This is a genomic window from Candidatus Methylomirabilota bacterium (assembly GCA_036002485.1).
Lineage (GTDB): Bacteria > Methylomirabilota > Methylomirabilia > Rokubacteriales > CSP1-6 > AR37.
In genome coordinates this window covers 1-24,497 of sequence record DASYTI010000051.1, presented here as the reverse complement: position 1 = coordinate 24,497, position 24,497 = coordinate 1, and the positions used below count along the sequence as shown (strand labels likewise).

Genomic DNA, 24,497 nt, shown 5'->3' with positions numbered 1-24,497 from the left:
GCTAGTTGAAGGCGAGAAAGCGATCGGTCGCGTTGACGATGTCGGCGAGGACCACCAGACCGCAGTTGGTGGCTTTGTCGGAAAGCGGCCGCCGGCGCTTCTGGCAGCCGTACGCGCAGACGAACAGCTTGGCGCCGCGCTCGGCCAGGTCCTGCACGCGAGCGTCCTCCACGCCGACCACGCCGTCGTCGATGAGGTAGAGGTACACCTCGGCGCCGCGGTCGAGGGCGGCGCGGCCGAGCCCCAGGGCGGTGTCGAGATTCGGATGCTCGGGCGCCGTGGAGACCATGAGTCCAAGCTTGCGCTTCGCCAGGTTCATCGCGGGGCCGAGCGTAGCACCCAGAGAGAGGAGCGTCAATGAATCGCCGAGTCTATCTCGATCACAACGCATCCACGCCGGTGCATCCCGAGGTGCTCCAGGCCATGCTGCCCTATTTCAGCGAGCGCTTCGGCAATCCCTCGAGCGTCCACGGCTTCGGCCGCGAGGCCCGCGACGGCATGGAGGCGGGCCGCGAGCAGATCGCCGCCTTCCTCAAGGTGTCGAAGGACGAGATCGTCATCACCTCGGGCGGCACGGAGTCCGACAACCTGGGCATCAAGGGCGTGGCCGCCGCGCGGCGGTCGGGCCACATCATCACTTCGCAGATCGAGCATCATGCGGTCCTGCGCACGGTGCAGGCCCTCGAGCAGGACGGATTCACCGCCACCTATCTGCCCGTGGATGGCCACGGCATGGTCAGCCCCGCTGATGTCCGCGCGGCGCTGCGGCCGGACACCATCGTGGTGTCCCTCATGGGCGCGAACTCGGAGGTCGGTACTCTCCAGCCCATCCGCGAGATCGGACGCATCACCCGTGAGGCAGGGGTGCCCCTGCACGTGGACGGCGTCCAGATCTTCGGCAAGGTGCCCATCGACGTGGATGCCTTCGGGATCGACCTGCTGTCCTTCTCGGGACATAAGATCTATGGACCCAAGGGAGTGGCGGGGCTCTACATCCGGAAAGGCACCAAGATGGCCTCCATCCAGCACGGGGGCGAGCACGAGCGCCGGCGCCGCGCGGGCACCGAGAACGTCGCGGGCATCGTCGGCCTCGGCAAGGCCGTGGAGATCCGCGCCCGCGAGATGGCGGAGGAGGCGGTGCGCCTGACCGCGCTCCGCGACCGCTTGTGGGACGGCGTGCGGGGGCGCGTGGAAGAGGTGCGCCTGAACGGACATCCCACCGAGCGGTTGCCGGGCACGTGCAATCTGTGCTTCCGCAATGTCGAGTCGGAGTCCATCGTGCTCGGCCTCGACCTCAAGGGGATCGGCGTCTCCGCGGGCTCCGCCTGCACCTCGGGCAATGTCGAGCCCTCCTACGTGCTCGTGGCCATGGGCATCCCGCTCGACTGGGCCATGGGCTCGGTGCGCTCGTCGCTGGGCCACGCCACCTCGGCCGAGGACATCGACTACGTGATCGAGTCCGTCGTCCCCCTCGTGGCCAAGCTCCGCACCCAGTCGCCCGTCGGGGCCGGCCGCCCCTAGGAGGCTGTCCAAGACGTGGGTTCGCAACTTCGTTCTTTCGAGCGCCGGCTTCGCCGGCGCAACCCCATGCTGGGGGAGGCTCGGAGGGGGCCGTCGAGGCCCCCTTCGATCGGCTAGTGCAATACAGTCCGACCCTCATCGATCACTTCCGCAACCCGCGGAACGCGGGCGTCATGCGGGAGCCCGACGGGGTGGGCGAGGAGGAGTTCACGGAATGCATGGACCTGGCGCGCTTCTACCTGCGGGTGCGCGACGGCCGGGTGGAAGAAGCGCGGTTCCAGGCTTATGGATGCGGGCCGACGCTCGCCGCGTGTAGCGCCGGCACCGAAATAGCCGCGGGTTTCACCCTTGAAGATCTCGCCACGGTGCCGCCGGCGCGGATCGAGGCCGCCGTGGGAGGACTGCCGCCCGAGCGGCGCCACGCCGCCCTGGTGGTGGCGGGGGCCCTGCGCGCGGCGGCACGCGATGCCCTGGCCCGGAACGGCCGGAGATAGGGAGGCTTTCCATGTTCGAGCAGATGCGGCGTGACGTCCGGACGGTGCTGGAGCGCGATCCCGCGGCGCGGTCGCCGCTGGAGGTCGTGCTCTGCTGTCCCGGCGTGCATGCCATCTGGTTCCACCGCCTCGCGCATCCCCTCTGGAAGGCCGGGTGGCACACGCCGGCGCGCTTCCTCTCCCACGTCAGTCGCTTCTTGACCGGGGTGGAGGTTCACCCCGCGGCCGTCCTCGGGCCCGGGCTCTTCATCGACCACGGCATGGGGGTGGTCATCGGCGAGACGGCGGAGGTGGGAGAGAACGTGTCGATCCTGCAGGGGGTGACGCTGGGGGGCACGAGCACCAAGCGCGAGAAGCGCCACCCCACCCTCGGCGACAACGTGGTGGTGGGCGCGGGCGCCAAGATCATCGGCGGGTTCCGCATCGGCAAGGGAAGCCGGATCGGAGCCGGCTCCGTCGTGGTGCGGGAGGTGCCCGAGAACTCGGTTGTGGTCGGGGTGCCGGGACGCGTAACATTCCGGGACGGGGCCCGATCCGGCATCGACCTGAATCAGAGCGACCTGCCGGACCCATTGGCCCGCACCCTCGAGCAGATGGTGGAGCGCATCCACGCCCTCGAGGCCGAGATCGAGTCGCTCAGGCAGGCACTCAAGGAGACCTCGCGCACGTGATTCCCAAAGACACGATGACGGTGGCCGAAGCCTCGACCTATCTGTCCATGGATGCCGCCACCCTCGAGCGCCTGGCCGTGGAGCGGCGCATCCCGGCCCTCGAGCAAGACGGGCAGTGGCTGTTCTCGAAGAAGTCGGTGGACAAGTGGCGCGCCCGGAGCGGGGCGGCCGGGTCGCCGTAAGGCGCGGGCCGCGCCGGGCCGAGTGTCGGACACGCACGCGGGTATGCTGGATCGCGCCGCCGCGTGGTTGCTCCTCACCGAGTTCACCCCGTCGGACAATCTCCGCAAGCATGCCTTGGCCGTCGAGGCGGCCATGCGCGCGTATGCCACCCGTTATGCCGAGGACGTGGAGGCCTGGGGCGTGGCGGGCATGCTCCACGATTTCGACTACGAGATGCATCCGGCGGCTCCCCAGCATCCCATGAAGGGCGCCGAGATCCTGCTCGCGAGAGGGGCGGCTCCCGAGATCGTGCGCGCCATCCTGGCCCATGCCGACTACTCCGGCTACCCCCGCCTCTCGCTCCTCGAGCGGGGCCTCTACGCGTGTGACGAGCTCTCGGGCTTCATCACGGCCTGCGCTCTCGTCCGCCCGGGGAGGGTCATTGCCGGCCTCGAGCCGGGCTCGGTCAGGAAGAAGCTCAAGGACAAGGGCTTCGCGCGCACGGTCAATCGGCAGGACGTCTATCGCGGCGCGGAGGAGCTGGGCGTCGACCTCGACGAGCACATCGCCTTCGTCATCTCCGCCTTGACCGCGGTGGCCCCCCGCATCGGCCTCGCGGGCGGTCCTTCGTAGTCGGGCCGTGGGCCACCGGGCCGACCCCCGCACCATCGTGCACGTGGACATGGACGCCTTCTATGCGTCCGTGGAGCAGCGTGATCGGCCCGAGCTTCGCGGCCTCCCCGTCATCGTCGGCGCGGACCCGCGTGGGCGCGGCGTGGTCTCCGCGGCCTCGTACGAGGCCCGGCGCTTCGGCGTGCACTCGGCCATGCCGATCAGCCGGGCCTACCGGCTGTGTCCCGAGGGCGCCTACCTCCCCGTGGACATGGACAAGTATGCCCGCGTGTCCACGGAGATCATGGACATCCTTGCCGAGTTCACTCCGCTCGTCGAGCCGCTCTCGATCGACGAGGCCTTCCTGGACGTGAGTGCGAGCGGCGCCCTCTGGGGTGACGGCGCGGCCATCGGGCGACAGATCAAGTCGAAGATCGCCTCGCGAGTGAGGCTCACGGCCTCCGTCGGAGTCGCCTCCAACAAGTTCGTGGCCAAGGTCGCCTCGGAGCTTGAGAAGCCCGATGGGCTCGTGGTGGTGGCCCCGGGCACGGAGGCGGAGTTCCTGTCACCGCTGCCCGTGGGCAGGCTCTGGGGAGTGGGGAAGGTCGCGGGAGCCGAGCTTCACGCCTTGGGCATCCTCACCATCGGCCAGCTCGCTCAGACGCCCGCCCCCCACCTGGCCGCGCGCTTCGGCCGGCACGGGCCCGATCTCCTTCAGCTGGCGCGAGGCCTCGACGATCGGCCCGTGGAGCCCGCCGCGCCGCCCAAGTCCATGGGCGCCGAGGAGACCTTCGAGCGGGATACGCGCGACGTCGAGCACCTTCGCGCGACGCTGCGGGGCCAGAGCGAGCGCGTGGCCCGCGAGCTCAGAGCCGGCGGCTATGCCGGGCGGACGGTGACCCTCAAGCTCCGCTTCGCCGACTTCTCGACCATCACGCGCGCGCAGACGGGTGACGCGACCCAGGATGGCCTCGCCATCTACCGCCGGGTCGAGACGCTCTTCTCCCGTGTGCGCCTGGCGCAGGCCGTCCGGCTCATCGGCGTCTCCGTCTCGATGCTGGGATCCGCGGGCCGCGGACAGCTCTCTCTTCTGGAGCCCAACGTGGCGCGCACGGAGCGCCTCGCCCGCGCCGTGGATAACCTGGCCGCGCGCTTCGGCGAGGAAGCCGTCCGTCCCGCCAGTCTCGTCCCGAGACGGCGGAAGCCCCGGCAGGCCGAGCCCTCCGAGTGAGAAGATGCGTGGCTCTAGATTGCCTTCAGGTTCCGCATCGGCTAGACTCACTGAACAGTCGTTCAGTCAGCGGGATGAGGTCACCCAGGGGAGAGCGATGGAGCGTCAGATCGCGTTCGACAAGCTAGCCCGCGAGGACCGCATGGTTCGCATGCGGGCGCGGGAAGTCGCGGAGAGCAAGATCAGCCAGGGCCTGCCCCCGTTTCCCGAGCTCTCGAGCCGCGACTCGATCAAGGAGCGGGCCCACGGCATCCTGGTGGGCGAGATGCAGGCCATGGAGGGCGCCGGCCGCACCGTCTACGATTTCCCCGACGCGCCGTGGGAGTTCAGCATGGACATGGCGCGCCAGGTCTGGGACGAGTCCCGCCACGTCGAGATCTACATCCGCCTGCTCGAGCACCTTGACGGCTATATCGGCGAGTTCCCCGAGACGACCATATTGTGGCGCTGCGCCTGCGCGGAAGACGCCGCGGCCCGCGTGGCCGGCGTCAACCGCGGTCTCGAGGGCCTGGCCTGCGACGTGTTCAACCAGCTCGTCTATATCGGCAAGAAGATCGGCGATCCCATTCTGGAGCGCGCGGTGGACTTCGTCCTCGCCGACGAGATCACCCATGTACGCATGGGCTCGAAGTGGCTGACCAAGCTCACCGAGGGCGATCCGGAGCGGCGCCGCAAGGCCATCGAGTTCCAGGAGACGATCGACGAGCGGTTCAACCTGGGCGGGGCCCGTCAGCTCGGGGACCACGAGGTGGTGCCCATCTCCATCGCCACCGAGGCCCGCAAGCTCGCGGGCTTCACGGACGAAGAGATCGAGCGGCTGATCAAGTCGACCCAGCGCTCGCAGGTCTACTAGCCAGACCGTGGAACTCCTCGAAGGGCAATTCTCGGCGGACGACTCCGCCCGCCTCTGCCGCAACTATCGCTACGTCGCGGAGCGGATGATGCGCATCATGGCGGGGTGGATCGCCCTTACCCCCGAGCTCTCCGCCAAGCTCCTCCTCGGCCGCCACGTCTGGGACAATGCCCAGCACGCCGATGCCTGGGGGAAGCGGTTGCCCGAGCTGCGCGCGCATGCCCAGGAGTCCGAGCCGGCCACCCCGGCTTTCGTCGCCCTCATGGACGCCGTGGAGGCGCCTGAAGCGCCGGGCCAGACCATCGAGCGTCTGGCCGGCGTCTATCGCGTGCTCAAGCCCCACCTCCTGAGCGTCTACGAGCAGCATTTGGCCAAGGCGAACCCCGTCTACGAGCCGCCGACCTGCCGCATCCTCGCCCGCTGTATCGAGGACGAGCGCCGGCACATCGTGGCCGGAGAGACCATCATTCGCCATCTCGTCACGTCGTCCGAGCGGGAGGCCCGGGCGGCGGCCTGGCAGACCAGGCTCCAGGGTCTGCTCGAAGCCGCGGGCGGGGTGACCGGGCAGGGGGTGCCCCCGGCCGTCGGCCTGCCGGCCAGCCCGTCCGCGCCGGTCTCTGACGACGCGCGGGAATTCATCCGGCTCGAGCGGGCCCAGACGCGCTGGCCCATTCCAGAAGACCTCGAGACCGCCATCCGCTCCCTTGGCGATGCTCTTATCAGCGCGGATGCGACCGCCCTCGGCGGCTTTCTCGCCACGCCGGTACACGCGACGGTGATGGCGGCCCTCAAGGTCGGCCGCTTCGCGAGCCATCGCACGGTGGCTTTCGTCAAGCTCGGTCGGCATCGGATCGTGAAGTACCGGCTGGAGGGCCCTGAAAGTGTGGTCACCCTCAATGCCCGCTGGGAGCAGGAAGCGGGCGGCTGGCGGGTCGGGGCCGTCGACGTCGTGAAGATCGAGCAAGTCCAGCCCGCCTGAGCGTGCTCGAGAGCGTCCTCATCGCCAATCGCGGCGAGATCGCTCGCCGCGTGATCCGCGCCTGCCGTGCCCTCGGGGTCAGATCTATTGCCGTCTACTCCGAAGCCGATGCCGGCTGGCCGCATGTCACCGACGCCGACGAGGCCGTGCTCATTGGGTCCGCGCCCGCGCGCGAAAGCTATCTCGACGCGCAGCGCATCCTGGAGGCCGCCCGCCAGAGTGGCGCCCGGGCCATCCATCCGGGCTATGGCTTTCTCTCCGAGAACTGGCGCTTCGCCAAGGCCTGTGAGGAGGCCGGTCTCGTCTGGATCGGACCGCCCTGGCAAGTCATCCAGCACATGGGAGACAAGGTGGGCGCCCGGCGCGAGATGCTGAGGGCCGGCGTTCCCGTGGTGCCGGGCAGCAAGGGACCGGTCGGCTCCGTGGACGAAGCGCGACGGATCGCCCTCGAGATCGGCTACCCGGTCATGCTGAAGGCGGCGGCGGGCGGTGGCGGCATCGGCATGGTGAGAGTGGCCGAGGAGGCCGCCCTCGCCGCCGCCTACGCGACGGCGGAGCGCAGGACCCAGGCGGCCTTTGGCTCGCCCGCCCTCTTCGTCGAGCGCTATCTCAGCCAGCCCCGCCATGTCGAAGTCCAGATCTTCGGTGACGCCCACGGACGGATCGTGCATCTCCACGAGCGCGAGTGCTCCATCCAGCGCCGGCACCAGAAGCTGGTCGAGGAGAGTCCAGCCCCCAACCTGGCGCCTGGCCTCAAGGAGCGGCTCGTCGCGGCCGCCCTCACGGGCGCCGGGTCGGTCGGGTACGCCAATGCGGGCACCGTGGAGTTCATCGTCGAGGACGCGGAGTTCTACTTCCTCGAGATGAATACCCGGCTGCAGGTCGAGCACCCCGTGACGGAGGAAGTGACGGGGCTCGATCTCGTCCAGGAGCAGCTGAAGGTCGCCTCCGGAGCACCCCTGTCGTGGCGCCAGGAGGACATCGTCCAGCGCGGCGCGAGCATCGAGTGCCGCATATACGCCGAGGACCCGGCCCGGAACTTCATGCCCTCGCCGGGGCTCATCAGCCGCTGGGTGCCGCCCGAGGGCCCCGGCCTCCGGCTCGAAAGCGGGGTCGCCGAAGGCTGCCAGGTTTCGGTACACTACGACCCGCTGCTGGCCAAGCTGGTCGCCACGGGCGCCACGCGGGCGGAGGCGAGGGCCCGCATGGAGGCGGCCCTCGGGGCTTTCGTGATCGAGGGCGTCAAGACCGCGATCCCGTTCCATCTGCGGGTCATGCGGAGCGCCGAGTTTCGCGAGGGGCGCGTGCATACCCAACTCGTCGAGCAAGGAGCGTTCAATGCCTGAGGACGTCAAGGCGCACATCACGGGCGTGGTCTTCCAGATCACGAGCAAGGTCGGCGACGCCGTGGCGGCCGGCGACCCCGTCATCGTGCTGGAGTCCATGAAGATGGAGATTCCGGTGGAGGCGCCCAGAGCCGGCAAGGTGAAGGAGATCAAGGTCGCCGAGGGACAGACCGTGCAGGAAGGCGAGACCGTCGCCGTCCTCGACTAGCCCAGGCGATTCCCGTGCCCTCACGAGCAACATTGTTCCGTTTCGAGCGCCAGCTCCGCCGGCGCAAATCTCAGATTGCTCGCCTCGGACGGCGGGGCCCCTGCCCCGCGACGTCCTCTGGTTCGCACTGCGTCGGGGGAGCTTTCGGAAGGGGGGCGGAGCCCCCTCCGAGCTCACTAGGAGGCCGCCATGGAGCTCGAGCTGGTGCGGGGCAGCTGGAACTATCACTGGTGGGGGAACCGCAAGCTCTTCGACATCGTCTCGGGTCTCGGCGAGGAGATCGCGGCCCGGGAGCTCGGCACCCAGTTTAGCTTTCCTACTCTCAAGGGCATGCTCGCGCACATCCACGGGGCCGACAGGATCTGGCTCGAGCGCTGGATGGGAAAGAAGCCGGTGAAGTTGCTGGGCGACGGAGACTTCGCGAGCCTGGCCGATCTCCGCAAGCGCTGGGATGACCTCGAGGCCGAGCAGCACGACTTCGTCGACGCGCTGACTCCCTCCGAGCTCCAGCGCGTGGTCGTCCACACGGGCCTCGACGGCAAGGTGACCTTCCGCCAGCCCCTCTGGGAGCTCCTGCAGCACGTGGTCAACCATGCCACCCACCACCGGAGCGAGCTCGCGACCATGATCACCATGGTCAAGGGCTCACCGCCGTCCACCGACATGGTCATCTACTACCGCATCGCCTCGGGCCAGCTGCAGCCCTGAGGGGCCGGACGACGCATGGGCATGAAGGAGCTCGTAGACGAGCTTCGGGCGCGGCGTGAACGCGCGCTCGCCATGGGCGGCGCCGCGGCCATCGCCCAGCAGCGGGCCTCCGGCAAGTTGACGGTGCGGGAGCGGGTCGAGCGGCTCTTCGATCCCGATTCCTTCCTCGAGATCGGTCTCCTGGCCACCCACGCGAATATCTCGCCCGCCATGAAGGGCAGGGAGACGCCGGCGGATGGCGTGGTCACGGGCTTCGGCAAGGTCAACGGGCGGCCGGCCTCGTTGATCGCCTATGACTTCACGGTAATGGCGGGCTCCATGGGGCGCACGGCCGAGGTCAAATGCAACCGCGCCCGCGAGATCGCGCTCACCAAGCGAATGCCCATGATCTGGCTCATCGACTCGGCGGGCGCGCGCATCCAGGAAGCCATCGGCTCGACCTTCGCCCAGTCCGGGTTCCTCTTTCGCGAAGAATCCATCATGTCGGGTGTGGTGCCCATGGTGGCGGCCATGATGGGCCCAGGGGCGGCGGGCACCGCCTATATCCCCGCCCTCTCCGACTTCGTGCCCATGGTCAAGGGCACGAGCCACATGGCCCTCGGCGGCCCGCCTCTCGTCAAGGCGGTGGTCGGCGAGGACATCACGGCCGAGGAGCTGGGCGGCTCCAGGGTCCACACGGAGATCTCCGGCGTGGCCGACCTCGAGGTGGCCGATGACGCGGCCTGCATCGACGCCATCAAGGAATACCTCTCCTATTTCCCGACCTCGAACCTCGAGCGGCCGCCCGTGGTGGCCAGCGACGATCCGGCGGCCCGGATGGAGGAGGCGCTCCTCTCCATCGTGCCCGACAGCCCCCGCCGCGCCTATGACATGAAGAAGGTGATCGCGGCTATCGTGGACCGCGGTCACTTCTTCGAGATCAAGCCGGCCTGGGCCAAGAACCTGATCACGTGCCTGGCCCGCATGGGCGGCCGGCCCGTGGGCATGGTGGCCAACCAGCCCATGGTCCTGGGCGGCGCCCTCGATGTGGACTCGGCCGACAAGGCCGCGCGCTTCATCATGCTGTGCGACGCCTTTCACATCCCGCTCGTGTTCCTGCAGGACGTGCCGGGCTTCATGGTCGGCTCCCAGGTCGAGAAGCAGGGCATCATCCGCCACGGCGCCAAGATGCTCTACGCGGTCAGCGAGGCCACGGTGCCCAAGGTGACGGTGGTGATCCGCAAGGCCTATGGCGCGGGCTACTTCGTCATGTGCGGCAAGGCCTACGAGCCGGACCTCATCGTGGCCTGGCCCACCGCCGAGATCTCGGTCATGGGCCCCGAGGGCGGCACCAGTATCATCTTCCGCAAGGAGATCGCGGCCGCCGCTAATCCCGACGAGGAGCGCGCGCGGCGGGTCGAGGAGTTCCGCCAGCTCATCAACCCATACATCGCGGCGGGCGGCGCCTTCATCGATGACGTCATCGACCCCCGCGAGACGCGGCCCGTGATCATCAGGGCCCTCGAGATGGCCGCGACCAAGAAGGTGGAGCGGCCCTGGAAGAAGCACGGGGTCATGCCCGTATGAGCCGGGCGGCCCGGCGAGCCTGCCCGCCATGCTGATCCTGACGAAGGGCCAGGTCCGCGAGCTGCTCGACCTCGATGCCCTCGTGGAGGCGATTGCGGCCGCCATGGTCGACGCCACCGCGGGCCTCGCCTCCATGCCCCAGCGCATCGCGGCGCTGGTGCCCGATCAGGAGGGGATCGTGGCGGTCATGCCCGCCTTTCTCCCCTCCGCGAAGGCCCTGGCCGTCAAGCTCGTCTCCCTCTTCCCACGCAATGCCGGCTCCGCGCTACCCACCCACCAGGGGGTGATCGTCGCGTTCGATCCCGCCACCGGCACCCCCCTCGCCCTCATGGACGCCATCTACATCACGGCGGCGCGGACAGCGGCGGGCTCGGCGCTGGCCACGCGGCTCCTGGCGCGTCCGGACGCGGCCGTGCTGGCCCTGCTGGGCAGCGGCGTCCAGGCCCGAAGCCATGCGCGGGCTATTCCACGGGTGCGGCCCATTCGAGAGATCCGTATCGCCAGCCGGAATCGAATCGCCGTCGAGCGCCTGGCCGAGGAGCTCAGAGATGAGTTGAAAATCCCGGTGCGCGCCGCGGGCTCGTACCAAGAGGCGATGGAGGGGGCGGATATCGTGGCGGCGACCACGCATGCCGCGGAGCCCGTGGTGCGGCGGGAATGGCTCGCCCCCGGCATGCACGTCAACTCGGTCGGCTTCAACCGGGAAGGACGAGAGGTCGACGGGAACACCGTGCGAGACGCCCTCGTCGTGGTGGAGACGAGAGCGGCCGCCCTTGCTCCCTATCCGAGCGGGGCCAATGATCTGCTCTGGGCCGTCCGGGATGGGCTCATCGATGCCGACCACGTTCACGCCGAGCTCGGCGAGCTCGTGACCGGGCGGCAGCCCGGGCGTACCTCCCGTGATCAGATCACGCTCTACAAGTCGGGAGGCGTGGCCGTGCAGGACGTGGCCGCCGCCGCCCTCGTGCTGCGCGAGGCGCGCGCGCGGGGCGTCGGCCACGAGGTGCCCCTCTAAATAGCTCGGAGGGGGGCTCCGCCCCCCTTCCGAACCCTCCCCCCGGAACCGATTGCGCCGGCGCAGCCGGCGCTCGAAGCGGAACATTTTGCTCGCCAGGGGAGCGTAACTCGAACGGCGGGGCGCCGCCTTGCATCTGGACTCCTTTTTCCGGCCGCGGTCCCTCGCCTGAAGCCCGTCGGCGCTACTTCTTGATGAACTTGCTCCACTGGTCGAGGAGCGGAAGCACGGTGTCCCGACCCTCCGGGGGCAGCCGCAAGATGGCCCGCGTGATGCCCGCCTGCGCATAGGTCTCGAGCGTCGCCTCGTCTGGCTTGGCTCCGAAGACCGATACGGAAATAGTCTTCATGTCGCGCCCTGCCTTGGCCGCGCGCTCGCCCAGGTCCTTGAGGGCGGGCATGATGATCTCGGCGGCCCGGCCGCGCGGAAACCACCCGTCGCAGAAGTCGACGACCCGCTGGAGCGTATACGCGCTCTCGCCCCCCAGGAGCACGGGCGGGTGGGGCTTCTGCGCGGGCTTCGGCCAGGACCAGATCTTGTCGAAGTTGACGAACTTTCCGTGGAATTCGGGCTCGTCCTTGGTCCAGATCTCCTTCATGGCCAGCACCTGCTCGCGCAGCTTCTTGAAGCGCGCGGCGAAGACGGTGCCGTGGTTCTCCATCTCCTCGGCGTTCCACCCGCCCCCGATGCCGAACTCGAAGCGCCCACCCGACAGCGCGTCGAGGCTCGCCACCTCCTTGGCCGTGATGATGGTGTCGCGCTCGATGACGAGGCAGATGCCCGTGCCGATCCGGAGGCGCTTGGTCGCGGCGGCGGCAGCCATGAGCGAGACGAAGGGATCGAAGGTGTGCCAGTACTCCTTGGGAAGCTGGGTCCCCCCGGGGAAAGGAGTCCGGCGACTCGTCGGGATATGGGTATGCTCGGGCACCCAGAGCGATTCGAAGCCGCGCGCCTCCGCCTCGCGGGCGAGCTCGTCGATGCGGATCGCGTAGTCGGTGAAGAACATGCACACGCCGATGTTCATGGGCCGCCTCCTTGGGGTCTGTGCGCTTCCGCGACGGGGGCAGTCTAGCGCCGATCGGGTCTCTCGGCCAGCGGGAGGCGAGTCCTCTCTGTTACAGTAGGACCACGCCGGCGCTCCAGTCTCTCCGGCGACACGCCGGAGGAGGCTGGGCCACGATGAGCGACATGCTGGGCACGTGGGGACGGTGGGTGTACCGCCTCCGCTGGTGGCTCCTCGGTGCTTCCGCCCTCTCGCTCGCGCCCGCCCTCGTCATTCTCGTCCAGGGCGCCCAGCTCGAGGCAGGCACCATGCTCACGACGACGGAGTCCGGGCGGGCGGCCACCTTGATGGCCCGGCAGCTGCCGGGCCAGCCCGTCTCCTTCGAGCTCATCCTGAGCAGTCCCACGCTGCGCGCCACCGACCGCGCGTTCCGGGAGGAGGTCGAGAGGGCCCTGGCGCCCCTCAAGGCCGACCCGCGGGTGGCGCGCGTCCGCACCGCCTATGCCGTGAATCCGCCCGACCCGGCCTTTCTCTCGCGCGATGGCCAAAGGACCCGGGCGGTGGTCGAGCTCGCGGTCCGCTCGTCGGGCCTGGTGACCCTCGGATTTTCCTCCGTGCCGCCCGAGGTCTACGCCTCGCTCCGCGCCAAGGTGTCGTCGCGAACGCTCGAGGTGGTCGGGGCGGGCATGCTTGCCATCAACCACGACTTCGTCGAGGTGGCCAAGCGCGACCTCAAGCGGGCCGAGCTCGTCATCCTCCCCGTGGTCGTGGTCTTCCTCTTGCTGGCCTTCGGCTCCGTGGTGGCCGCGCTGCTCCCTCTGGGCGTGGGTGTGCTGGCCATGATCGGTGGCATCGCGGGGACCGAGCTGCTCGCGCGCCACATGTCCGTCTCGGCCTATGCCCCGAATATCGTGACCATGATCGGGTTGGGCGTGGCCATCGACTACTCGCTGTTCATCGTGAACCGCTTTCGTGAGGAGATCGCGCAGAGACCGGTGGCCGAGGCCCTGGCCCGCACCATGTCGACGACCGGACGCGCCATCCTCTTTTCGGGGGTGACGGTGGCCATCGGGCTCCTCGGCATGCTCGTGCTCGGACTCGGCAATATCGGCTCGCTGGGGCTGGCCGGGACCATCGTGGTGGCCCTCTCGGTGGTGTACGGGCTGACCTTTCTGCCCGCGGTCCTCGCCGTCCTGGGACCGCGCGTCAATGCGCTGTCGTTGCCCGGCTTCGGCCTCTTCGGGCTGGGCAGCGGGTCGGGGTTCTGGCATCGGCTGGCCGCCCTCGTCATGGCGCACCCGTGGCGTTTCTTTCTGCCCGCCGCCGCCCTCCTGCTCCTGCTCGGGCAGCCATTTCTGCATATCCGGCTGGGCGCGGGTGACGTCACGGCGCTGCCGCGGTGGGCCGAGGCGCGCCGCGGCGCCGAGCTGCTCGCGCGAGAGTTCCCGAGCGACGATGAGGCGGCCATCATCGTGGTGCTGAGCTACCGTGACGGGTCGCCTCTCACGCCCCCGCGCGTGGGCGAGGTCTATGACCTGAGCCGCTGGCTCGCCCAGCTCCCGGGAGTGACCACCGTGCGAAGCTTGCTCGATCTGTCTCCGGACATGAGCCGCGAGGACTATCAGCGGTTCGTGAAGATCCCGACCGCCATGTGGCCAGAAGAGATCCGCGCGGCCGCCTCCCGCATGATGGGGGAGCGCATCATGGTCCTCGCCGTCTCCACGTCGCAGGCCGCGGGGAGCGACGAGGCGCGCGCCCTCGTGCGGACCATCCGCGGATCGCACCCCCCCGTGGACGGCCAGCTCCTGGTCACCGGCCCCACGGCCTTCGACCTCGATTTCATGGGCGTCGTGCAGCGCAATGCGCCGCTGGCCATCGCCCTTGTCGTGGTGGCGACCTACGTGGCGCTCCTCCTCCTCCTGGGCTCGGTGCTGCTGCCCCTCAAGGCCGTCATCGTCAACTTGCTGTCCATCAGTGCCTCCTACGGTGCCCTCGTGTGGATCTTTCAGGACGGGCATCTCTCCCGCTGGCTCGACTTCACGCCCGGGTCGATCCAGACGGCCACGCCCATCATCATGTTCTGTCTGATCTTCGGGCTCTCCATGGACTACGAAGTGCTGCTCTTGAGCCGGGTGCGGGAGGAATACGAGCGGACAGGCGACAACGTGCTCGCCGTGGGGGCCGGGCTCGAGCGAACCGGGCGGCTCATCACCTGGGCCGGCGCCATCATGGCGGCGGTCTTCTTCGCGTTCGCGCTGGCCGACTCGGTGATCATCAAGGCGGTGGGGGTGGGGATCGGGATCGCGGTGGTGCTCGATGCCACGGTCGTGCGAGCCCTGCTGGTTCCCGCGACCATGCGGCTCATGGGCAAGTGGAACTGGTGGATGCCAGGGCCCGTGGCGCGGCTCGCGCGGCGTGATGTGGGACAGCCCGCCGCCCGCGGGGTGTCCGCGGACGGCGGGCGAGGGATCAGTTCTCGACGAAGGCCTTGAGGGCCCGCCCGCGCAGGGGGTGGCGGAGCTTGCGGAGCGCCTTGGTCTCGATCTGACGGATGCGCTCCCGGGTGACGGAGAAGCGCCGGCCCACCTCTTCGAGCGTGTGCTCGCCCTCCTCACCGATACCGAAGCGCAGCCGAAGGATCTCCTTCTCCTTGGCGCTCAGCGTGCTGAGGGCCCGCTCGACCTGGGTGGTGAGATCCTGCGTGATGAGCGTCTCGTTCGGTGACTCGGCGCTCTTGTCCTCGAGGAAATCCCCGAGCTCGGAGTCTTCCCCGATCGGTGTCTCGAGGGACAGCGGCTTGCGCGAGGACTCGAGGATGAGCCGGACCTTGCGGGCGGGGACACCCGTCTTCTGCGCCAGCTCCTCGGGGGTGGGCTCGCGGCCCAGATCATTGACCATGCTCCGGTTCACCCGCGCGATGCGGTTCAACGTCTCGACCATGTGGACGGGAATGCGGATGGTCCGGGAATGGTCGGCGATGGCCCGCGTGATGGCCTGGCGAATCCACCAGGTGGCATACGTCGAGAACTTGAATCCGCGCCGGTACTGGAAGCGGTCCACGGCCTTCATGAGTCCGATATTGCCTTCCTGGACGAGGTCGAGCAGGGTGAGCTCGCTCCCGAGGTAGCGCTTGGCCACCGAGACGACCAGGCGCAAGTTGGCTTCCATGAGCTCGCGCTTGGCCTGACGCACCACGCGATCGTGCTCCTCGATCTCGCGGAGCGAGGCCTGCAGGGTCTTCTTTCCCAGGCCGATCTGAGTCTCGAGCGCCCGGACTTCCTTCGGCGTCTTGAGCTCCGCGAGGCGCTTGGCCTGGCGGCGGATATCCGTCACCACCCGGTCCACGAGCGCCGGCTTCAGCGGCAGCTTCTCGACCACGCCCTGGATCGCGGCACGGTTCTGGGCGATCCACTTGTGGTAGTTGGCACGCGTGGTCTTGCCGCGCCGCCGGTCCGCGAGCGCCACATTGAGCCGCTCTATCTCACGCTCGAGTCGCCGGATGCGGGCGAAGGCGGCGAGCAGCGGCTTGACCTCCTCGGGCTTGGGCTCGACACCGTCGGGCAGGAGGATCACCTCGTCGAGCGCCATTTCATCCCGGCGGATCAGGTCAGCCAATCCGAGCAGCCGGGTCGTCGCCATGGGAATGCCAGCCAGCGCCCGGCGCAGCTGGATCTGGCCCGCCTCGATACGACGGCCGATCGCCACCTCCTGCTCGGCCGTGAGCAGGCGGACCTTGCCGATCTCCTTGAGATAGAGGCGGACTGGATCCTCGCCCGTCGTCGCGCCGGGCCGAAGGGCTTCCTCCGATAGCGCAGGCGTCTCTTCGAGGATGACAGGCCCCCCAGCCTCGTCCTCCTCGAGATCAGGCGCGAGAGGTTCCGGCGCGGCCTTCACCTTGGACAGCCCGTGGTGGCGGAGCTTTGACCGGATCTTGATCTTGGGCTGCATGCCCACCGCGCCGGAATGGCTGATCGCGGGGGACGCGGCCTCGTCGGTTTCCCTGAACGTCATGGCTTTATCACGCTCCTTGCTGGCTCCCCGAGACCTGACGCCTGGAAGAGCCCCTTATCAGTTGTTTAGACGCAGCGAGACGTCCACAAGTTTCAGGATCTCGTCTCGGGAAACGAAACGCCGGTGGGGCGCTGACTGTTCCGTAATCCCGCGTTTTTCAAGGGACGCGCCGGGTGCAACCTTTATTCACACCTGGGATAGCTTTGTGAAGATTACGCAGGCGGGGCTCGACGCGGCTCTTGGTCGTGATTATGGAGGCCGGGACGCATTCTGGTCCCGCCTTTCTAGGGGGGAGACGGCTCGGTGGGCCTCGTCGGGGGCACGGGCGTCGGCTTTGGCGGGGGCGGCGGGATCGGCCCGTCCCTCGGATCGAGCAAGAGGTCGAAGCCGACGCCCACCTCATCCTTCACGGTCAAGAGGAGATACGTGGGCGGCTTGATGCCGAAGTCCGACATCTTGAATCGTGCTTCGCCGCGTACCCAGAGCCGCTGATCTTTCCAGCGGACGCGGCCCGAGAAGACCTTGATGCGATCGACCCCGGCAATGGTGAGGCGTCCTTGGATGGTCAGCAGTACATCGGAGTTCTCGCTGACCGAGTGGAACGAGGCGGTCACGGCCTGGATGACGAAGGCCATGGTCGGATACTTCGCGGCGGCCAGAGCCTTCATCATCTCCTTGTCCCGGCCTTCCACGCCGGTGCTGAGGCTCGCGACCGTTGCCGTCAGCTGACCGCTGATGCCGTCACCAAGACTCCACGGATTGGCCTGGAATTCGCCGGACATCTCTCTGCCCAAGCCGCTGAATCCGCCCGGCGGGAAGTCGACGTCGACCGTGATGAAGCATCGCCCCGGTACGGTCACCCATCGGGGAGTCTCGGCCAGGGCGGGGGAAGCGGCGAGGCAGGCGATCGCGAGGCACCGGAGCGCCAGGATCCACGCCATGGGCGTGGGATAACACGGCGGCCAGGCGGGGGTCAATCCGCGCTCCGCTACGCGCCTCGGGACTTAGGTTGACAGCGACCGAACCCGGGCCGTATCGTGAAAAGCCCAATCTTACGGGAGCTTTACCGCACCTCGATCCATGGCCGTCACTCCCAGCGCTTCCTATAGCTTCACGGTCAGGATGGGCATCCTGAATCGCCCCGGTATGCTCGGGCGCGTCACCTCGGTCATAGGCAAGGCCGGTGGCGACATCGGCGCCGTGGATCTCGTCGAGATGACGCGCGAACGGGTCTTCCGGGACATGACCATCAAGGCCCGCGACAGCGAGCACGGCCAGCGGATCATCGACAAGCTCCGCAAACTCCCCGTGGTCAAGATCGCGAACATCTCCGACCGGACCTTTCTCATGCACCTGGGGGGAAAGATCGAGGTGCGGAGCAAGGTGCCGATCCGCACGCGCGACGACCTCTCCATGGCCTATACCCCGGGGGTGGCGCGAGTCAGCCTGGCCATCAAGGAAGACCCGCAGCGGGCCTTCTCGCTGACCATCAAGCAGAACAGCGTCGCCGTGGTCACCGATGGCACCGCGGTCCTCGGGCTCGGCGATATCGGGCCGCTCGCGGCCATGCCGGTCATGGAGGGCAAGGCCATGCTCTTCAAGGAGCTGGCCGGGGTGGACGCTTTCCCCCTCTGTCTCGACACCAAGGATCCCGACAAGATCGTGGAAACCGTGAAGCTGATTGCCCCGGCCTTCGGCGGTATCAACCTCGAGGACATCTCCGCCCCGCGCTGCTTCGAGATCGAGGCGCGCCTCCGCAAGGAGCTCGATATCCCGGTCTTTCACGACGATCAGCACGGCACCGCGGTGGTGGTGGTGGCGGCCCTCCTCAATGCGTTGAAGATCGTGCGGAAGGATCCCCGACGGCTCAAGGTGACGGTCTGCGGGGTGGGAGCGGCGGGCACGGCCGTCATCAAGATGCTCATGGCCCTGGGGGTCCGGCAGATCATCGGCGTGGACGAGCACGGGACGATTCATCGGGGACGAGCCGTGGGCATGGACTTCATGAAGACGTGGGTCAGCGAGGCGACCAATCCGCGGAACGTCAAGGGGAAGATGCCCGAGGCGCTCAAGGGCGCGGATGTCTTCATCGGCCTGTCCGTGCCGGGGGTCCTCGCCCTCCGTGATGTCAAGCGTATGGCGCGCGACCGCATCGTGTTCGCCATGGCCAATCCCGTACCCGAGATCCAGCCGGAAGAGGCCGAGCATCACGTGCGCGTCATGGCCACGGGCCGCTCCGACTATGCTAACCAGATCAACAACGTGCTCTGCTTCCCCGGCTTCTTCCGCGGCCTCCTGGATGTGCGGGCGCGGCTCGTGAACGACGAGATGAAGATCGCCGCCGCCCGGGGCATCGCCTCGATCATCACGCCGAGCGAGCTCGGCGAGGAATACGTCATCCCGTCCGTCTTCGACAAGCGCGTCGTGGAAGCCGTGGCCGACGGGGTCGCCCGCGCCGCGGCTCAGACGGGGGTGGCGCGCCGACGGCGTCGCGTGCCCACCGGGACGCCCGCGCGCAACTGAGGGTCGTCCCCCTCGTGAGCCGGGCGGCGGCGATCGCCGCGGCGCTGGCGCTCGGGCTGGCGGCGGCAGCCCTCGCGGCCGGCGCCGAGGCCCCGCTCCCGCGCCTCGGGCCGGCGCCGAACTTCGCGCTCACGACCCAGCAGAACGACCGGCTGTGGCTGACGCAGCTCCGCCACCGTGTCGTGGTCCTGACATTCACCTGCACGGCCTGCCAGGCGTGTCCCGGAGTCCTTCCGTTTCTCTCGGGGCTGGCCCGCGACCTGCGGGATGCCGCCGGTCGCGCGGTGTTCTTCGTGGTGGTCACCGTCGATCCCGCGCGTGACAGCGCGCCTGTTCTCCGCCGGTTCGCCCGGGACCGCCGGCTGGATCCCGTCGCGTGGCTCCTCCTGACCGGCAAGCCTTCGGAGATCGACGTCGTGACTCGCTGGTATGGTGTCGCCGTCCATCGACAGGACGGGGGCGTGAGCCACGACTGCCTCGTCGTCCTCATCGACGGCGGGGGGACGATCCGCGGTCGTTACGGCCTCGACGACCTGGCGCAGCTCCGCCGGGGCGTCGATGCTCTCCGGGCCGAGGGGACCGGCTCCTGACAGTGGGCGCCCTCCGGCATCGCCTTTGCTGCCTTCCGTCTAGCCGAGATGGATCTGCTGTCCGGGGATGACTTGCGTGCGCTCATCGAGGAGCGCGCCGACCCTTGTGTGTCGGTGTTCCTGCCGACGCACCGGGCCGGCCCGGCCGAGCTCCAGCAGAATCGCATCCGGCTGAAGAACCTGCTCCGCGAGGCGGAGGACCGGCTGGTCGAAGGTGGGCGGCGGGCCTCGGCCGCCCGGGAGATCGTCGGGTCGGGGCGAGCGCTTCTGGAGGACGGTGCGTTCTGGCGCCATCAGGCCGACGGCCTCGCTCTCTTCCTCACGCCGGCCGGGTCCCGGCACTATCGGCTGGCGCTCCGCTTCCCCGAGCTGGTGGTCGTCGGCCCGCGCTTTCACGTGAAGCCTCTCCTCCCGCTCTTCGCCGAGGACGGCCGCTTCTACGTGCTGGCCCTGAGCCAGAAGGACGTCCGCCTGCTCCAGGGCACCCGGCAGAGCGTCACCGAGGTCGATCTGACCGGCGTCCCCCGGAGCCTCGCCGACGCCCTGCGCTACGATCAGTTCGAGAAGCAGCTCCAGCTCCACACCGCCTCGGGCCCGGGCCGGGGTGGTCGGGGCGCGGTGGTCTTCCACGGCCAGGGCATGGACATGGAGGACACCAAGGCGAACATCCTGCGCTACTTCCAGCAGATCGACGCCGGGCTCCGGGATTTTCTGCGGGAGGAGCGCGCGCCGCTCGTGCTCGCCGGCGTCGAGTACCTGTTCCCGCTCTACCGCGAGGCGAGCGCGTATCCCCATCTCCTGGAGACGGGAATCGCGGGGAATCCCGAGCTGCTCCGCGCCGAGGAGCTCCACGCCCGAGCGTGGGACGTCGTGAAGCCGCACTTCCAGAAGGCCCAGGCGCAGGCGGCGGCCCGGTACCAGGAGCTGGCCGGGACCGGCCGCGCCTCCGACCGTTTGGAAGAGGTCGTGCCGGCGGCCCACCAGGGGCGGGTCGATTCCCTGTTCGTGGCCGTCGGCGCCGAGCGGTGGGGGACCATCGGGCCGGACGGCCGCGTGGCCGAGAGCCGGACCAGCCCGGCGCCGGGCGACGAGGATCTCCTGAACGTGGCGGCGGCCGAGACCGTCCGCAACCGCGGGACGGTCTACGCCGTCGAGCCCTCCCAGGTACCAGGCGGGGCCGAGCTGGCCGCCATCTTTCGCTACTGAGGCGGCCCCCGCGCGTCCGCCATGAAGACGCGACTGCTTCACGACAAGGAGGAAAAGACGTTCGTCCTCGTCTTCGACCGGGGCGACGAGGTCATGGCCGGACTCACGAGCTTCGCCGAGCGGGAGCGGCTCGCGGCCAGCCACTTCACGGCGATCGGCGCCTTCAGCAGCGCCGTGCTCGGCTACTTCGACCGCCAGCGGAAGGACTATGCGCGGATCCCGGTCCGGGAGCAGGTGGAGGTGCTGTCGCTGATCGGGGACGTGGCCACCAAGGACGGCCGGCCCGCCGTCCATGCCCACGTGGTGGTCGGCAAATCGGATGGCACGGCCCACGGCGGGCACCTCCTCGAAGCCCACGTGTGGCCGACGCTGGAGGTGATCCTCACGGAATCCCCGCGACATCTCCGGCGCCGTCTCGACGCGGCGACGGGGCTCGCGCTGATCGACCTCGGGGCAGCCTGATCTCGCCCGGTGTCCGCCTCCCGTCGCGCTGCCGGCAGCCCGATTGCATCGACCTATCCTGCCAAGGGGGTGCATCATGCTGCACAGCGCGCGTGAGCTCGTCGGCTACACGATCGGGGCGACTGACGGCGATATCGGGGCGGTCCACGACTTCTACTTCGACGACGAAAGCTGGACGATCCGGTACCTCGTGGCAGATACCGGCGACTGGCTTCCGGGCCGAAAGGTCTTGATCTCGCCGATGGCGCTCCGGGAGCCCCGGTGGACGACCCAGCGGCTGCCGGTCGGCCTCACCCGGGCGCAGGTCGAGCGGAGCCCGGGCGTCGACACCGCCAGGCCCGTCACCCGGCATTACGAGGCCGAGCTGGCGGGCCACTACGGCTACCCTTACTACTGGGCCGGTCCGTACCGGTGGGGCGCGGGCCCGTACCCGTTCGCGCCGATCGCCCCGGAGCCGGTCCCGGTCGAGCCCGAGGCCCTGACCACCCTGGAGCGGGAGGGCATGGCGAACGTGGAGCACCGCGACAGCGACCGACACCTCCGAAGCGTGCAGGAGGTCAGGGGATACTACATCCAGGCCGCGGACGGCGACATCGGCCACGTCGACGACTTCCTCATCGACGACAGGACGTGGGCGATCCGGTACATGGTCATCGACACCCGGAACTGGTGGCCGGGGAAGCAGGTCCTGGTATCGCCGGAGTGGATCGCGGCCGTCAGCTGGAACGATTCCAAGGTCCACATCGATCTGACCCGGGAAGTCGTCAAGAGCGCCCCGGAGTACGACCCAGCGCATCCGCTCGAGCGGGAGCTGGAGAGCCGGCTCCACGAGCACTACGGACGGCGGAAGTACTGGGAAACGGAGGATCGCGACCGGGCGGCGTGACGCTGGCGTCGAGGCGTCGTGCGGGCGGCCGCGCTTCCCAGCGCGGCCGCCCGTGCGTTTGGAAGCCAGGACTGTGGGGCGGCCGGCAGGGCTCCGCCCTCACGCCCGGCCGAGGTCAGGCGGCTGCCGGCCGGATGGCGGCCGACTCGGTGAGCCGGCGCTCCACCATCTGCCAGTCGATGTTCCGGAAGAACGCCGTGATGTACTTCCCCCGCTCCGTCGCCTTGTAATCCCGCATGTACGCGTGCTCCCACACGTCCATGACGAGCAGCGGCTTGAAGCCGGCCGGGACGCCGTCCTGATGGAGCGTGATCCAGTGGTTGGTCAGCCGTTCAGTGGCCGGATCCTCGAACAGGATCACCCAGCCCACCCCTCGCATCTCCCCGATCGCCTGGAAGTCGGCCATCCACTGCTCGCTCGACCCGAAGGATTGACCGAGGGCCTGGGTCAGGCCCGAGCCGGCGGGGGGCTGCGGCTCGGCGGCCCGCCGGAGGTTGGAGAAGTAGTACTCGTGGAGGATCATTCCGTTGTACTCGAAGCCGAGGCGGCGCGTGAGCTCGGCGAACTCCGGGCTCTTGCCCGAGGCCTCGCCGCGGCCGATCAGGGCGGCCAGTTCCTCGTTCAGCTGGTTCACCTGCTTGACGTAGCCGGCGTAGAGCGCGAGGTGCTCGGTGATCTGGGCATCCGAGATCCCCTCGAGCCCCCGGAGCTGGTCGAACACCTGCTCCTTGTACTTCTTGGGCTGGAACGTCTTCGCTTGGTAGGTCGCCACGTTCTCCCCTTTCTGCCCTCCTTCTCCCAGTGTAACGCACGCCTCGACTTCTGGCGAGGCGCGCGGGCGCCGGCGCCCGGATGCGGGGCTGGCGCTACCGCCGGCGCCTGGCCTATAATCCTTGACATCCAGCTAGGCTGAATCGGCGGACATGAGGAATCTGCGGAGTCCCTGATGTTCCCGCGCCGGACCTTCCCCGCGACACTCGAGGCGGTCGCGCGCGACTACGCAACGGCCCTGGGCCTCCCGATCGTGCTTCACTGCCCGTCGCGCGGGTACAGCCGCCGCCGCCTCGACCGCCGGCTCCACGTCCACCTCCACGCCCTCCCGCTTCGGCCTCTCTGGCTCGCTCTCTCGTCGGAGGCGTCCACTGTCCGCGTCCCGGTCGTGCTGGGCCACCGGCTGGTCGAGACGGACGCCTACGCTCCTCCGGGGCGCCTGGCCCGGGGTGTGAGCCTCACCGACGAGGATGGCCTGGCGGTCCTGCACGTGCTCGTCAACAACATCTACATCCTGTTCGACCTGGCTGGGCAGCCCGAGCCGCTGGCGCGGCTGCTCCTTCGCAAGAGCCTGGACCTCGCCCTTCCCCATGTCAGGGCCTGGATCTCCGAGGTGGCAGCCCTCCCGGAGCCGCGGCTCAAGGTAGTCGTGAACCGGCTTCGCCGGGAAACCGCCCTGGAGGAGGCGCTCCTTCGAGAGGCGGCACGCGCCCGATCGCGGGAGGCTTACGCCGAGCAGCAACGGCGAGGCCTTCGGGAGGAGACCCGGTCCGTCGAGGAGGAGATCCGGGCGACGGAGCACGCGGTCGAGGAGCTCTCCTGCCGGCTCACGCAGGAGGCGCGGCACTTGGTCGCATGCCGGCGGCGGTTGCGGGTCTTGCAGGGGGAGACCGCCGAGGCCGACGACGCCGCGGACGATTGGCGGCGGCTCCTGGGGTTGGAGGGCGTCCGCGATGTCGCGGTGTATGCTGGCGGTCTCCGCCTCGTCACCGGGCCGATCGAGGTGGCGCACGGCGGCGTCCGATACCGTCTCGGATGCTTCGAGATCGACCTCGCGGAGACGGGGGCCATCGCGGTCCGAAACCTCACCGATGCCTATGGGCTGTACGATCACCCGCACGTCTGGAACGGGCGGCCCTGCCTGGGGAACGTCCGGGAAGGGGTGGCGAAGCTGGTGGCCGAGTATCAGTGGGTCGCCGCCGCCGAGGTGCTGCTCGACTTCCTGCGAACCATCACCCCTCAGGACTGGTACGTCCCGGTCACCCACTGGAAGACGGCATCGACGTGACCCCGTCAGCGGCTCCCGCGGTCCTCCGATTCACCGCGGAGACCTACGCCCGGCTCCGCCTCTACGTCGAGCTCTGCCCCTCGGAGATCGGCGGCCTGGGAGAGGTGCGACCGGAGGGCGAGGGACTGCTGGTGACGGAGCTCTTCCTGCTGGACCAGCGTGTCTCCGCGGCCGAGACCGAGCTTCAGCCCGAGGCGCTGCTCGGCCTCCTCCACCGGTGCCTGGACGAGGGGCGGGATCCGGCGGCGCTCCGGCTCTGGTGGCACAGCCACGCGGAGCACGGCGTGGAGTGGAGCGACACGGACGAGGCGACCATTCGGGGCTTCGGGGGCGACTCGCTCGTTTCACTGGTGACCAACAAGGCGGGGGACCTCCGCTGCCGTTATGACAC

26 protein-coding genes are annotated in these 24,497 nt (G+C 69.0%); 21 read left to right on the top strand and 5 right to left on the bottom strand.

Annotation, left to right across the window (positions count from 1 at the left end; genetic code table 11):
• Position 1: 1 nt before the first annotated feature.
• Complete coding sequence (locus VGT00_05660; GenBank protein ID HEV8530881.1) at positions 2–319, bottom strand: DsrE family protein; 318 nt, start codon at positions 317–319, stop codon at positions 2–4.
• A 38-nt stretch (positions 320–357) separates the two neighbouring features.
• Here VGT00_05660 and VGT00_05655 point away from each other — a divergent pair, with 38 nt between their 5' ends.
• The 13 genes from VGT00_05655 to VGT00_05595 all read left to right on the top strand — a co-directional run bounded on the left by VGT00_05655 (position 358) and on the right by VGT00_05595 (position 11,366).
• A complete protein-coding gene (locus VGT00_05655; GenBank protein HEV8530880.1) occupies positions 358–1,521 on the top strand; it encodes a cysteine desulfurase family protein in 1,164 nt (387 codons plus the stop codon).
• Between the two features lie 116 nt (positions 1,522–1,637).
• On the top strand, positions 1,638–2,015 hold the full coding sequence (locus VGT00_05650) for an iron-sulfur cluster assembly scaffold protein (protein ID HEV8530879.1): 378 nt from the start codon (positions 1,638–1,640) through the stop codon (positions 2,013–2,015).
• A gap of 11 nt (positions 2,016–2,026) precedes the next feature.
• Complete coding sequence (cysE, locus tag VGT00_05645) at positions 2,027–2,686, top strand: serine O-acetyltransferase (protein ID HEV8530878.1); 660 nt, start codon at positions 2,027–2,029, stop codon at positions 2,684–2,686.
• A complete protein-coding gene (locus VGT00_05640; protein HEV8530877.1) occupies positions 2,683–2,868 on the top strand; it encodes a helix-turn-helix domain-containing protein in 186 nt (61 codons plus the stop codon). Before cysE ends, VGT00_05640 begins: the two co-directional genes overlap by 4 nt.
• Positions 2,869–2,911: 43 nt before the next feature.
• On the top strand, positions 2,912–3,481 hold the full coding sequence (locus VGT00_05635; protein ID HEV8530876.1) for an HDIG domain-containing protein: 570 nt from the start codon (positions 2,912–2,914) through the stop codon (positions 3,479–3,481).
• Positions 3,482–3,488: 7 nt separating this feature from the next.
• Positions 3,489–4,691, top strand: a complete 1,203-nt coding sequence (gene dinB / locus VGT00_05630) for a DNA polymerase IV (protein ID HEV8530875.1) — start codon at positions 3,489–3,491, stop codon at positions 4,689–4,691.
• A 97-nt stretch (positions 4,692–4,788) separates the two neighbouring features.
• Positions 4,789–5,544, top strand: coding sequence for a DUF455 family protein (locus VGT00_05625; protein ID HEV8530874.1), 756 nt, complete (start codon positions 4,789–4,791; stop codon positions 5,542–5,544).
• Positions 5,545–5,551: 7 nt separating this feature from the next.
• A complete protein-coding gene (locus VGT00_05620) occupies positions 5,552–6,523 on the top strand; it encodes a hypothetical protein (GenBank protein ID HEV8530873.1) in 972 nt (323 codons plus the stop codon).
• Between the two features lie 2 nt (positions 6,524–6,525).
• Positions 6,526–7,869: an acetyl-CoA carboxylase biotin carboxylase subunit gene (locus VGT00_05615; protein HEV8530872.1), complete on the top strand. Its 1,344-nt coding sequence runs from the start codon at positions 6,526–6,528 to the stop codon at positions 7,867–7,869.
• Entirely contained in the window at positions 7,862–8,077 is a 216-nt protein-coding gene (locus VGT00_05610; protein HEV8530871.1) for a biotin/lipoyl-binding carrier protein, read from the top strand. The genes VGT00_05615 and VGT00_05610 overlap by 8 nt, the downstream gene beginning before the upstream one ends.
• A gap of 189 nt (positions 8,078–8,266) precedes the next feature.
• Positions 8,267–8,785 carry a DinB family protein gene (locus VGT00_05605; protein ID HEV8530870.1) on the top strand — a complete coding sequence of 173 codons (519 nt, stop codon included), beginning with the start codon at positions 8,267–8,269 and terminating at the stop codon, positions 8,783–8,785.
• 21 nt (positions 8,786–8,806) lie between these two features.
• A complete protein-coding gene (locus VGT00_05600) occupies positions 8,807–10,351 on the top strand; it encodes an acyl-CoA carboxylase subunit beta (GenBank protein HEV8530869.1) in 1,545 nt (514 codons plus the stop codon).
• Positions 10,352–10,379: 28 nt separating this feature from the next.
• Entirely contained in the window at positions 10,380–11,366 is a 987-nt protein-coding gene (locus VGT00_05595) for an ornithine cyclodeaminase family protein (protein HEV8530868.1), read from the top strand.
• A 184-nt stretch (positions 11,367–11,550) separates the two neighbouring features.
• Here VGT00_05595 and VGT00_05590 read toward each other — a convergent pair whose 3' ends face one another.
• Positions 11,551–12,390, bottom strand: coding sequence for an LLM class F420-dependent oxidoreductase (locus VGT00_05590; GenBank protein ID HEV8530867.1), 840 nt, complete (start codon positions 12,388–12,390; stop codon positions 11,551–11,553).
• A 155-nt stretch (positions 12,391–12,545) separates the two neighbouring features.
• Here VGT00_05590 and VGT00_05585 point away from each other — a divergent pair, with 155 nt between their 5' ends.
• Positions 12,546–14,861, top strand: coding sequence for an MMPL family transporter (locus VGT00_05585; GenBank protein ID HEV8530866.1), 2,316 nt, complete (start codon positions 12,546–12,548; stop codon positions 14,859–14,861).
• Here VGT00_05585 and VGT00_05580 read toward each other — a convergent pair.
• Both VGT00_05580 and VGT00_05575 read right to left on the bottom strand, forming a co-directional pair.
• Complete coding sequence (locus tag VGT00_05580) at positions 14,839–16,380, bottom strand: sigma-70 family RNA polymerase sigma factor (protein ID HEV8530865.1); 1,542 nt, start codon at positions 16,378–16,380, stop codon at positions 14,839–14,841. The genes VGT00_05585 and VGT00_05580 overlap by 23 nt on opposite strands.
• Positions 16,381–16,664: 284 nt before the next feature.
• Positions 16,665–17,321: a YceI family protein gene (locus VGT00_05575; protein ID HEV8530864.1), complete on the bottom strand. Its 657-nt coding sequence runs from the start codon at positions 17,319–17,321 to the stop codon at positions 16,665–16,667.
• Between the two features lie 139 nt (positions 17,322–17,460).
• Here VGT00_05575 and VGT00_05570 point away from each other — a divergent pair, with 139 nt between their 5' ends.
• From VGT00_05570 to VGT00_05550, 5 genes are all read left to right on the top strand, one after another.
• Positions 17,461–18,903: an NAD-dependent malic enzyme gene (locus VGT00_05570; protein HEV8530863.1), complete on the top strand. Its 1,443-nt coding sequence runs from the start codon at positions 17,461–17,463 to the stop codon at positions 18,901–18,903.
• A gap of 14 nt (positions 18,904–18,917) precedes the next feature.
• Positions 18,918–19,493 carry an SCO family protein gene (locus VGT00_05565; protein HEV8530862.1) on the top strand — a complete coding sequence of 192 codons (576 nt, stop codon included), beginning with the start codon at positions 18,918–18,920 and terminating at the stop codon, positions 19,491–19,493.
• Positions 19,494–19,565: 72 nt separating this feature from the next.
• Positions 19,566–20,699, top strand: a complete 1,134-nt coding sequence (locus VGT00_05560; protein ID HEV8530861.1) for a hypothetical protein — start codon at positions 19,566–19,568, stop codon at positions 20,697–20,699.
• A gap of 21 nt (positions 20,700–20,720) precedes the next feature.
• Positions 20,721–21,161, top strand: a complete 441-nt coding sequence (locus VGT00_05555) for a PPC domain-containing DNA-binding protein (protein ID HEV8530860.1) — start codon at positions 20,721–20,723, stop codon at positions 21,159–21,161.
• A 76-nt stretch (positions 21,162–21,237) separates the two neighbouring features.
• Positions 21,238–22,047, top strand: a complete 810-nt coding sequence (locus VGT00_05550) for a PRC-barrel domain-containing protein (GenBank protein ID HEV8530859.1) — start codon at positions 21,238–21,240, stop codon at positions 22,045–22,047.
• Between the two features lie 115 nt (positions 22,048–22,162).
• Here VGT00_05550 and VGT00_05545 read toward each other — a convergent pair whose 3' ends face one another.
• Entirely contained in the window at positions 22,163–22,819 is a 657-nt protein-coding gene (locus VGT00_05545) for a Fe-Mn family superoxide dismutase (GenBank protein HEV8530858.1), read from the bottom strand.
• Positions 22,820–22,993: 174 nt separating this feature from the next.
• Between VGT00_05545 and VGT00_05540 the strand changes: the two genes are divergently transcribed.
• Together VGT00_05540 and VGT00_05535 are read left to right on the top strand one after the other, a co-directional pair.
• A complete protein-coding gene (locus VGT00_05540) occupies positions 22,994–24,106 on the top strand; it encodes a hypothetical protein (protein ID HEV8530857.1) in 1,113 nt (370 codons plus the stop codon).
• On the top strand, positions 24,103–24,497 hold a 395-nt coding region (locus VGT00_05535; GenBank protein HEV8530856.1), incomplete at its 3' end, for a hypothetical protein. The genes VGT00_05540 and VGT00_05535, both read left to right, overlap by 4 nt.

Excerpts from the sequence above, each read along its gene's own strand:
- VGT00_05610 (HEV8530871.1), top strand. The coding sequence starts at position 7,862 with ATGCCTGAGGACGTCAAGGCGCACATCACGGGCGTGGTCTTCCAGATC.
- VGT00_05570 (HEV8530863.1), top strand. The coding sequence starts at position 17,461 with ATGGCCGTCACTCCCAGCGCTTCCTATAGCTTCACGGTCAGGATGGGC.
- cysE (HEV8530878.1), top strand. The coding sequence starts at position 2,027 with ATGTTCGAGCAGATGCGGCGTGACGTCCGGACGGTGCTGGAGCGCGAT.
- VGT00_05595 (HEV8530868.1), top strand. The coding sequence starts at position 10,380 with ATGCTGATCCTGACGAAGGGCCAGGTCCGCGAGCTGCTCGACCTCGAT.
- VGT00_05590 (HEV8530867.1), bottom strand. The coding sequence starts at position 12,390 with ATGAACATCGGCGTGTGCATGTTCTTCACCGACTACGCGATCCGCATC.
- VGT00_05605 (HEV8530870.1), top strand. The coding sequence starts at position 8,267 with ATGGAGCTCGAGCTGGTGCGGGGCAGCTGGAACTATCACTGGTGGGGG.
- VGT00_05625 (HEV8530874.1), top strand. The coding sequence starts at position 4,789 with ATGGAGCGTCAGATCGCGTTCGACAAGCTAGCCCGCGAGGACCGCATG.
- VGT00_05540 (HEV8530857.1), top strand. The coding sequence starts at position 22,994 with ATGTTCCCGCGCCGGACCTTCCCCGCGACACTCGAGGCGGTCGCGCGC.
- VGT00_05655 (HEV8530880.1), top strand. The coding sequence starts at position 358 with ATGAATCGCCGAGTCTATCTCGATCACAACGCATCCACGCCGGTGCAT.
- VGT00_05555 (HEV8530860.1), top strand. The coding sequence starts at position 20,721 with ATGAAGACGCGACTGCTTCACGACAAGGAGGAAAAGACGTTCGTCCTC.
- VGT00_05660 (HEV8530881.1), bottom strand. The coding sequence starts at position 319 with ATGAACCTGGCGAAGCGCAAGCTTGGACTCATGGTCTCCACGGCGCCC.
- VGT00_05580 (HEV8530865.1), bottom strand. The coding sequence starts at position 16,380 with ATGACGTTCAGGGAAACCGACGAGGCCGCGTCCCCCGCGATCAGCCAT.
- VGT00_05600 (HEV8530869.1), top strand. The coding sequence starts at position 8,807 with ATGAAGGAGCTCGTAGACGAGCTTCGGGCGCGGCGTGAACGCGCGCTC.
- VGT00_05635 (HEV8530876.1), top strand. The coding sequence starts at position 2,912 with ATGCTGGATCGCGCCGCCGCGTGGTTGCTCCTCACCGAGTTCACCCCG.
- VGT00_05550 (HEV8530859.1), top strand. The coding sequence starts at position 21,238 with ATGCTGCACAGCGCGCGTGAGCTCGTCGGCTACACGATCGGGGCGACT.
- VGT00_05585 (HEV8530866.1), top strand. The coding sequence starts at position 12,546 with ATGAGCGACATGCTGGGCACGTGGGGACGGTGGGTGTACCGCCTCCGC.
- VGT00_05575 (HEV8530864.1), bottom strand. The coding sequence starts at position 17,321 with ATGGCGTGGATCCTGGCGCTCCGGTGCCTCGCGATCGCCTGCCTCGCC.